Annotated in this window: 10 protein-coding genes; 6 read left to right on the forward strand and 4 right to left on the reverse strand. The window is 50.5% G+C overall.

The window, feature by feature from the left end:
• A partial coding sequence (gene lnt / locus ACN4EK_RS31335; RefSeq protein WP_431662367.1) for an apolipoprotein N-acyltransferase occupies positions 1–1,303 on the forward strand: 1,303 nt, incomplete at its 5' end.
• Here the strand turns inward: lnt and ACN4EK_RS31340 are convergent.
• Entirely contained in the window at positions 1,288–2,973 is a 1,686-nt protein-coding gene (locus ACN4EK_RS31340; protein ID WP_431662368.1) for an iron uptake porin, read from the reverse strand. The genes lnt and ACN4EK_RS31340 overlap by 16 nt on opposite strands.
• Positions 2,974–3,380: 407 nt before the next feature.
• Here ACN4EK_RS31340 and clpS point away from each other — a divergent pair, with 407 nt between their 5' ends.
• Both clpS and ACN4EK_RS31350 read left to right on the forward strand, forming a co-directional pair.
• Positions 3,381–3,707 carry an ATP-dependent Clp protease adapter ClpS gene (gene clpS, locus ACN4EK_RS31345; RefSeq protein ID WP_431662369.1) on the forward strand — a complete coding sequence of 109 codons (327 nt, stop codon included), beginning with the start codon at positions 3,381–3,383 and terminating at the stop codon, positions 3,705–3,707.
• A 9-nt stretch (positions 3,708–3,716) separates the two neighbouring features.
• Positions 3,717–4,016, forward strand: coding sequence for a DUF2103 domain-containing protein (locus ACN4EK_RS31350; protein ID WP_431662370.1), 300 nt, complete (start codon positions 3,717–3,719; stop codon positions 4,014–4,016).
• 4 nt (positions 4,017–4,020) lie between these two features.
• Here ACN4EK_RS31350 and ACN4EK_RS31355 read toward each other — a convergent pair whose 3' ends face one another.
• Complete coding sequence (locus tag ACN4EK_RS31355) at positions 4,021–4,341, reverse strand: hypothetical protein (protein WP_431662371.1); 321 nt, start codon at positions 4,339–4,341, stop codon at positions 4,021–4,023.
• Positions 4,342–4,487: 146 nt separating this feature from the next.
• Positions 4,488–5,219, reverse strand: coding sequence for an MORN repeat-containing protein (locus ACN4EK_RS31360; RefSeq protein ID WP_431662372.1), 732 nt, complete (start codon positions 5,217–5,219; stop codon positions 4,488–4,490).
• Between the two features lie 722 nt (positions 5,220–5,941).
• Here ACN4EK_RS31360 and ACN4EK_RS31365 point away from each other — a divergent pair.
• The 3 genes from ACN4EK_RS31365 to ACN4EK_RS31375 all read left to right on the forward strand — a co-directional run bounded on the left by ACN4EK_RS31365 (position 5,942) and on the right by ACN4EK_RS31375 (position 8,691).
• On the forward strand, positions 5,942–7,387 hold the full coding sequence (locus ACN4EK_RS31365; RefSeq protein WP_431662373.1) for a DUF3370 domain-containing protein: 1,446 nt from the start codon (positions 5,942–5,944) through the stop codon (positions 7,385–7,387).
• A gap of 134 nt (positions 7,388–7,521) precedes the next feature.
• Positions 7,522–8,061 carry a photosystem II reaction center PsbP gene (gene psbP / locus ACN4EK_RS31370; RefSeq protein ID WP_431662374.1) on the forward strand — a complete coding sequence of 180 codons (540 nt, stop codon included), beginning with the start codon at positions 7,522–7,524 and terminating at the stop codon, positions 8,059–8,061.
• Between the two features lie 3 nt (positions 8,062–8,064).
• Positions 8,065–8,691: a Maf family protein gene (locus ACN4EK_RS31375; protein ID WP_431662375.1), complete on the forward strand. Its 627-nt coding sequence runs from the start codon at positions 8,065–8,067 to the stop codon at positions 8,689–8,691.
• A gap of 7 nt (positions 8,692–8,698) precedes the next feature.
• Here ACN4EK_RS31375 and ACN4EK_RS31380 read toward each other — a convergent pair whose 3' ends face one another.
• Positions 8,699–9,649, reverse strand: coding sequence for a DUF6999 family protein (locus ACN4EK_RS31380; protein ID WP_431662376.1), 951 nt, complete (start codon positions 9,647–9,649; stop codon positions 8,699–8,701).
• Positions 9,650–9,651 lie beyond the last annotated feature (2 nt).

The following is a 9,651-nucleotide window of genomic DNA, read 5'->3' on the forward strand; positions in this document are numbered from 1 at the left end:
AGATGTGTATAAGAGACAGAGGGGAGATAGGGGAGATAGGGGAGATAGGGGAGATAGGGGAGTAGATTCTTCCCCATCCTCCTTACCCTCCCCATCCTCCTCACCTTCCCTTGCCCTCCCGCTCCGCCACGTCCTGATCGCCACCGCCCTCTGGTGTGGCTTGGAATGGGTTTGGAGCCTGGGATCGCTATACTGGACAGCACTTTCCTATACCCAGAGTCCAGGGAATTTAGCGATTCTGCATTTAGGGCAGTTGTCCGGTCCAGCAACGGTAACAGCCGCGATCGTCGCCGTAAATGGATTGCTGGCAGAAGCCTGGATGCTTTATCGGGAACCGCGATCGGCAACTTCAGGTTGGCGGCAGTTATTGGGATTGGTAGCCCTTCTCGTGATCGGGCTACATGCGATCGGGGGCTGGTTGTCTAGTCGTCCGTTGGTTCAGTCACCAGAATCATCGCTGCGGGTCGGGATTGTGCAGGGCAATGTGCCGACTCGGATCAAGTTATCACCGGCGGGAGTACAACGCGCGATCGAGGGCTATGTGACTGGCTATGAAGTTTTGGCACGCCAGGGGGCAGAAGCGATCCTGACTCCGGAGGGGGCATTGCCCCTACTATGGGACGGACAAACCGCACCCCAGAATCCGTTTTATCAAGCCGTGGTGGATCAAAAGGTAATTGCCTGGTTGGGTACATTTTTTCGGCAGGACGATCGCATTACTCAAAGCTTGTTAACCCTCACTGAGCAGGGAGCCGTCTTCAGCCGTTACAACAAAATTAAATTAGTGCCCTTGGGGGAATACATTCCGTTTCAAGACATCCTGGGTGGGGTAATTGGACGGTTGTCACCGATTAAAACCAGTATGCAGCCGGGAACGGCAGACCAACGGTTTGATACACCGTTTGGACGGGCGATCGCCAGTATTTGTTATGAATCGGCGTTTCCAGAATTATTTCGGGCACAGGCAGCCTCCGGCGGCGAGTTTATCCTTACCGCCTCCAATCTTGATCCCTACAGTGAAGTGCTGATGGCACAACATGAAGCCCAGGATCTAATGCGGGCGATCGAAACTGATCGCTGGGCAGTGCGGGCAACCAATACGGGTTACTCCGGCGTGATTGATCCCCACGGCAAAATTGTCTGGCGATCACAGCCGCAGGAATATCAGATTCATGCCGAAACTATCGATCGCCGTCAAACCCAAACCCTGTATGTTCGTTGGGGAGATCGGCTGACTCCGGGATTAATAGGACTGGGTAGTATTTGGCTGGTGGCTAGCCGGGTGACTCAAAATAAAAAGTAAGTCCGTAATACGCCAATAATCTGCGTATCGTTGTCACTGCTGTTCTCGGGATTGAAGACAGCCCAAACCCCAGGTGTAATCGAAATATTATCGTTGAGTTGAATCCGGTAAAAGGCTTCTACATGAACGGAGCGATCGGCTTCATCTCGGATATCACTATTGGTGACTCGCGGTGGTAAACCGACCACGATTCCGGGGAGATTGCCCCGTCCACCCACATCCGGAAACGATAGCCCGATCGCGCCATACCAGATATTTGCCCGATCGCCATCATCCACAAATCGAGTGATACTGCGCCCTCTACCATTCGAGAGGCTGCTGAAGCCATCATTCTTTGCCTGCGCTTGAATATAGCCACCCCAGGCATGAATTTGGAAGTTGGGAGAAAACCGATAGAACCCTTGCATTCCGATCGTGTGACTTGAGGTAGCAATGCTATTGCCAAAGGGAGAAGCCGCCAGAATACTGCCAGTGCTCCCCGTCAAATTTACCTGTCCACCTGGGGCATAACTATGGGAATAGGCAATCCCAATGCTGCCCCAGTCGGCATAGTAAACCAGATGGGCTAAGGCATTGTAGCCCCCATTAAATAAACCATTTTTGACACTGGGATTATTGGGAGACGAGGCTAAATACCCGGCAGTAAACACCAAATTAGGATTAATATTCCAGTTAATTGCCCCCCCACCGCCTCCCCGACGGAACACGGGATTATATTCACCAAACAGGGAAGGAATCCCCAGACCATCATCTGCAATCGTGGTGGGAGTCACGGTGTCCGTAATATCGGTATAGCCAATCCCTGCCGGTCCCACGACAAAGGCAACCGACTCGCTTACAGGGAAGTAGTAGCGCAGGTGTGCCAGGGTGACAAGATTGCCGAAATCGGTATCAAAGTTTAAGCGGGTCATGTTGGTGCGGGTGACATCCCCAATCTGGCTAGAGCCATCGGCAGCCAGAAAATTACCAAACTGGAACCGCACCCGCAACAAATCCCGTCCGGTGAAGCTGGACTCAAAATTTAACCGCACCCGATCAGCCAGAAACGGCTGCGATCGGTCAGAATCTTTACCAACCGCATTGCCGTAGGTATCGCTAACGGCGACGATCGCCTGCCCAATTAATTTCGTTGTAGGTGAAAACCGTTGCTGTTCTAAGGTCGCCGTCCGAACTTCTAAACCATCCAGCCGTCCTCGCAGAGTCGCCAGTTCCGCCGCAAATTCTTCCTGTAATCGCTGGAATGTGAGCAAATCTTCTTTGCGGACTAAGTTGTCGGTTCCGGCAGTGATTAACTCTTGAATCTTATCCAGACAGGCATTCAACCCCGCCGCAAATTCATAGCGAGTTATAGCTCGGTTGCCCCGATAGGTGCGATCGGGATAGCCCACAATACAGCCATACCGTTCCACTAAAGACTGTAATGCCTGAAATGCCCAATCGCTGGGTCTTACATCCGTTAGTTGGGCAACAGACGTAACCTGATCCATCAGCAATGACTCTCCCATCTCCGGGTGCAACAGATCCACAGCAGTCACCTGATTTAGGGGAAATGGCTCCTCCAGATCAGAGTTGGGCAGAGTTTGAGACCAAGCCGCTTGATGGCAAACGCCGCCTCCTAGACAGACGATCGCAGCGTTGACCAGCATACACCGAGGGAAGATGCTCGCCATGATTCAGACTCCTAATATTTGATTTAGTGAATTTGATTTAGCAAAAACTCTTGATCCTCGTCAGGCAATGGTGTCTCACGAGTCTGCCCACTCAACTTGTACACTGAGGCAGCAAATCGAGGCAAACGATCGTCAGGTTTCTAAAAATCTCTCAGTTCATCAAAATACGACTGAAATCTGCAACTAAATCTGATTACCTAGGTTTAGCTGTAATTTACTCTATAATTCGATAGATTAATTTGTTAAAGCCTACCGTAAATTTTCCCCGACTCGCTTGATTAACAATGGGGTACCTGCCCTAATATTTCCTGGTCAGATAAAATCAAGAGGGCGGATTAGGAGGTTAGTTAAGTTAGGATTAGATCTAAATCCTAATTTTCTATTAAGTTCCCTTAAGCACTGTGGCAATGGCTATGACACTCTCAGCGAGATTTTATGGGATGGCGACTTCCCCCACCGTTGCTCCTGAACGGTCTAGTCAAACGATTCGTCAGCAATATCCCAACTTTAAAGTGATCGTCCTGAACGACGATTTCAATACCTTCGAGCATGTCGTCAACTGCCTGGTCAGATATATTCCTGGCATGAATCCTGATCACGCCTGGAAGCTGGCAGATAAAATTCATCACGAAGGACAGGCGGTTGTTTGGGTAGGTCCGCAGGAGCAGGCAGAACTGTATCACATGCAGCTTGGCATGGAAGGGCTAACCATGGCTCCGCTAGAGGCAGCGTAGGGTAAACCAATGAGTCAAGCTTCTCCGGGGGGCAGACTGGTACTCAACCACTCAACCCATATCCCAGGACTGATCGCCATTCTCGAACGCCTAACTCGGTATCACGGCATTAAAACCATTACCCCCGGTGTAATTGGCTCCGTCCGCGCCCATACGCCTAAGTTGCACTTACGAGTCTCTGTGCCAATCAGGGGTGGATTTAAGTTGATCGCCCGTCAGGGTAAGACTGTACAGGAAGTTTTTGTCGTCACGGATTTAGAGAAATCTCCCTTAGAAGCGGCGATCGCTCAGATCCTCAAATCCCGGTAATGATCTAACTTTCTTCGGGTTGGCGGGTGGCGAAGCGGTGCAAGGGTAAGCTGAGGACGCTGGTAGCCGCTAACAGGTAGGAGATCACCGCCGTTAGTTTAGCGCTGAGGAGCATGACTTCCCATTCCTGTGAGATCAAAGTCTGCGCTCCGGTGGCGGCACAATATACTAACCAGTAGGCAAAACTGCTCAGAAACAGTAAACGATCAGTCGCTTCACTATAGGTACGGTTTTTCTGCTGATCACTTAATAAGATCGCTACTCCGGCGATCGCTGCAAAGAAAGACAGGATGGTTAGCGCTGTGTGCCAGGAAAGCTGAAGCATGACAAACTCAAACCCTTTAGAGCAAGAACCTTTGGATCGAGGATCAGTCTAAAGGATGAGGTATTGCAAGATACAGCGATCCTTACAAACAGCAATAAATCTGCGCTATTTGCTTAACGAATCGCAATCATCAGGTTAAGCGCCGCTTAGTTAGCGCGGCTTTGCTGGAACCGCCCCCCATTCCAAATGCCTTCTAAGCGAGTCCCATCGGCAAAGAAATAGGTGCCCCGACCGCTCTGCCGCCCCTCTCGGAAGCCCCCTTCATAGCGATCGCCATTGGGAAACCGACAAATACCAAAACTGTTCAGCCCATCGTTGATGAATTCACCTTCACACCGAATGCCATTCGCCAAGGTAAAGGCACCACGTCCCTGCTTCTTACTGTCCTGAAAAGTGCCCTCATAGCGATTACCACTAGGGTAAGAACATACCCCAAACCCATTCAGTTGGTCATTTTGAAACACGCCCTCACAACGAGTGCCATTGGCAAAGGTAAACGTGCCCCTGCCCTGACGTAACCCATTCCAAAAATCGCCCTCGTAGCGATTTCCGCTGGGAAAAATGCACAAACCTTTACCATTCAGCACATCATTGCGAAATAGGCCAGTACAACGGGTGCCGTCACTAAAGGTAAAGGTGCCCTGTCCCTGCCGCCGCCCCTGATGCATATCACCTTCGTAGCGGTTACCACTGGGAAAATTGCACGTACCCCGACCTTCAATCTGCCCATCCCGAGTTCTGCCCTGACAGTAATCGGCAGCAATCAATAGAACAGGATTTGCCGAGGCAGCATGGAGATGCACGATGGAACTGGTAGCATAAATACTGGTTGTAACCAGGAATACGGTTCCAAATTGTTGAGTGATGCGAGTCAACATAAGAATTCTTTGTTCTGACAACCGATTAAGGATGAATCAACTATGGCGTTTAACTGTCATACGGCATGGTGTGTCTGCTGACTGGAGCGATGATTTAGCCGTAAGGTACTTGACTTTTACGAAATGATCGCAGATTTGTCAAGTTTTTCTTCCAAAGAAGTTTTGCATAAAGTTTCGGGGTGCAACGGACGATTGACTAGATTATTTCAGCTATGCGACTGAAACCTAACCCAAGTCTATGCCTTCAGGATATGTGATCTGGTCAACTTTGCTCCACCACCGCTATCAGGCTGATCAACAGGGGTGCTACCCACTGGTTCGATCGCCCGCGATCGCTGACTACTTTACCGCAAATCCCCCTGATAGAGTTTCTGTCCGAGGGAATGACTCTGGTAACGTTCAACTTTATTCATTTCTGGGAAGACTAAATGCATCAGGTTCCTCTGTCTCTTATCAAAACTGTTGTCCCTAGACGGACGGCTTTTGCAAAATGCTCCCAATACCAACAAATTAATTTGTTATGTTGGTAGTTTATTCACATAAGCAATTTTACTGCCATTGTTTGCCCAATTGCTTGTAGGATTGTCTGGGTTATCACATTACGAGGTTGGTTTAAATACGTTCTTTTCGATTCTTTACCCAAACTAAGCTGTAGTCGTCGCAAGACTGAATCAAATCTGCTCATGCTGTCGCTGTTTTCAGTTGTTACCCTTGCACAAGTTATGCCAGTTCCGGCTCCGTCGCCGGCTTCAATCCCCCCTAGAAGAGCCACCCCTCCTCAAGAACTGGTTTTACCGCCAGAACAACTGCCTCCCCAGGAGCAGCTCCCGGTTCAGGAAGTTTTCCATCCTCAAGAGGTGCGTCCACTTCCCGGTAAACTGGATTCCGTTCCTGTCTTTAACAGTAACAGTCCGGAAATCGTCCAGACAGAAGGGATTCTGCTTTCCACCTTTCCGCCTCAGGGAAAATTGGTACCCTCTGCCCACCTGAATTTTCCTTTTCAAGGACGGTTTGATCTGTTTTCCCACCATATCGCCCGCGCCAGAACCGCGAGTGAGACTCGGACGCTATTTCAGGGCGTATTAGTCTATAACCCAACCAACCAACCGATCCGGATTGATGTGTTGCAAGGGGCAAGCTACCTGACTCGACCGGATGCCCTGTTTACTAGCCTACCGCCGTTTGTTGAGGATCCATTAGGGACGGTCTATGCGGGACCGGGTAGCCGCGTTGTCAATGATTTACTGCGAGGGCGACGGAGTTGGACTCCGTTATTGCAAATCCCACCGCAACAAGCCCAGATGTTAATGAATCTGCCGATTCCCGTTGGCAGCGTCACGCCATCCTCGAATGGGCGATCGACCTTACTGCGATTACAGAGTAGTGGTCCAGTCTATATTGCTAATCTGGCAATGTTTGCCCCCCGCCACCCTAATGGGGGTGAGCGAGTCCCCACCCTGGATGAATGGCAGACGTTACTCGTGAATGGCGGTCTGGCGGGACCACGCGATATTCCGCCTACCCCAGTCCCCAGTGGTTCCAGTCAAACAAAATCGGTGATTGAGCGAGTATTCTATGGTCGCGTGGCTGGAGTAGCGCTAGGGTCACAATGGCAAGCCAAGCTGACGGATACTCCGAAAGTGAACCACCTGAGCATTCCGCCACGGGGCAAAGCCTTCTCCTATGGCATCAGCACCTTATATCGAGGCACCTTAGGAACGGGGCAAATTCAAAGTGCCCAAATGCTGGTTCGTTATCCCGATACGGCGTATCAAGCCAATGGCAACTATGGAGTGCAGTACAGTCTCACCCTACCGTTAAAAAACCCAACCAAGCAGGCTCAGACGGTAACGTTGGCAATTCAAACTCCAATTAAACAGGATGCCAACAAGGGCGGCTTACTGTTTTTCAAGCCACCGGAGAATCGAGTCTTTTTCCGGGGCCCCGTCCGAGTCCGGTATAAGGATGAACGGGGGGCACTGCAAACCCGCTATGTCCATCTGGTACAACAGCGCGGACAGGAAGGGGAACCGTTGCTCAAGTTGACGATGCCTGGAAATAGCCAACAGGAAGTACAGGTTGATTTTATTTACCCACCGGACTCCACGCCGCCCCAGGTATTGACCGTCCGAACTCTAGCGGATACTACTGTAGGTGATGCCCGGTAAGAATCGCCTGGGGATTTGGTAGTTCGATCGCCAAGATGGGAAAATAAAAAGCGCAGGGGGTCGGTTGTTACCTGCCCCTTGGGTGTGGTGAAGTTTATTCTGCCTGAAAGAAACGGCGAACGGGAAAGGGAGACATGCTCAAACGGATTGCAATAATGGTGTTGGTTGTGCTCAGTTTGAGCCTGCAAGGATGTGTATCTGCGGTGGCTGGATTTAAGAGCTATGTAGACACCACAGACGGTTATCAATTTCTCTATCCGAATGGCTGGTTGCCAGTCCAGGTGTCCGAGGGCCCCGATGTCGTGTTCCATGACATTATTGAGCAAACGGAAAATGTCAGTGTGGTGATTAACCCTGTTGCCAGTGACAAAACCCTGAAGGACTTAGGGGATCCGGGCGAAGTGGGCTATAAGCTGGGTAAAAACGCGATCGCGCCAGCCGGTTCGGGGCGAGAGGCAGAACTGGTCAACGCGGAAGCGCGGGAAGTAGGAGACAAAACCTATTACCTGCTGGAATATGCCGTGAAAGTGGGTGAGCAGCAGCGGCATAACCTGGCGAGTGTGGCGGTCAGTCATGGCAGATTATTTACCTTTAATGCCTCCACCACCGAACAACGCTGGGAAAAGATGAAAGAACCTCTGGAACAAGCTGTCCGTTCATTTTCTGTCTATTAACCAATGACGTTGCCTCAATTTGTGCTGGCTTCCGCTTCGCCAGCCCGTCGCAGGTTGCTGCAAATGGTCGGGATTGAGCCGATCGTCCTTCCCAGTGATTACGACGAGGATCAAATTCAGAGTGCCGATCCCGCCGTATTAGTCAAAACCCTGGCGCTGCGGAAAGCGGAAGTGATTGCCAATCAACTCAACCGCGAGGTCACTGCTGTCCCCCGACTCGTAATGGGGTGTGATTCGGTATTGGCGATCAACGGTGACATTCACGGCAAGCCAGCTAATCCGACTGAGGCGATCGCGCGGTGGCAACAGATGCGGGGACAGGTAGGGGAACTATTCACCGGCCATGCGTTATTTGAGCTACCCAGCGATCGCCGTTCTGAACTTAGACATCAAATGCGCTGTCAGGTGACGCGGGTTTATTTCGCGAACATCAGCGATCGGCAGATTGCCGCCTATGTCGCCACGGGGGAACCGTTGCAATGCGCCGGGTGTTTTGCGCTGGAAGGGAAAGGAGGATTATTTGTGGAGCGCTTAGAAGGCTGTCACAGTAATGTGATTGGACTGAGTATGCCGCTGTTGCGGACCATGCTGGCGGAATTTGGTTACGATGTCACCGATTTTTGGCAGTGAGCGATCGTCATTGATGTGCCATCTGTTGCCGCATTTCCAAATAGCGATGCAAATATTCGGCAATAATGCCATGTAACAGTAAGCGTCGAGCGGCTCCAAAGGGACTTTCGGGCGCTAGGGGATGACGATTGGTGATGATGTGGTTCCAGTTGTAATCGTTGGTAATGGCGCTGACATAACAGCCAAAGTTTTCATCGAATTCCAGGGAGATCACTGCCCGTTCAAATTCATCACTCGTCAGACAAAGCGAATAGAACACCTTAAATAACTCGATCGCAGATTCCAGATCCAATACCCGCAAACCCCGCCGCGAGAAATCGATATCAACTTCGATCGGTTGAATGCTGTCGTAATTTAAGCCGCGTTCCTGAACTTGTTGCACCCAATTCGGATTCGCCTGTTGAGCTTTGGCATAGTCCAGGACAAAGTTATACAAAATTAAATCATGTTCGAGAAAGGCGTTATCGGCTAGATCCGCTACCGTCCGGGGATACAGTTGGGATTTCTCGATCGTGGGATCAGGCCCATTATCAATCAAGAAGTTGACAATGTTGGAACCCAGACAGAGATGTCGCACAATTAAATAACAGGCTTCCGGTGATACAAAGGTATTGAGAAACCAGGCGGCCGATCGATGCATCAGCCAATAATTACTAAACTGAAATGGCAACAGTCGCTTAATTGTCATAATCAATCCCAGCGACACATTAGCCACTAACTTAATCGGTAGTAGTAAATAATTGCGTGTCCAATTCCGCAAATCTCGAATCATGTGTGCCTTTGCCACCGGATCAACCGGAATCGCGGCATCTAAATACATCGCATCCCAAACGCTAGGATTGCGGCGATCGTGGGGTTCTGGCTGATAAGGTGCGGCGATTAAGGATTGAGGGGTAGGTGGAATGATGGTGTGGGACATAGAGGGATGGGGAGAATGGGGGCTGTCTCTTATACACATCT

It is taken from the genome of Pantanalinema rosaneae CENA516 (genome assembly GCF_050753385.1).
GTDB lineage: Bacteria > Cyanobacteriota > Cyanobacteriia > Leptolyngbyales > Leptolyngbyaceae > Pantanalinema > Pantanalinema rosaneae.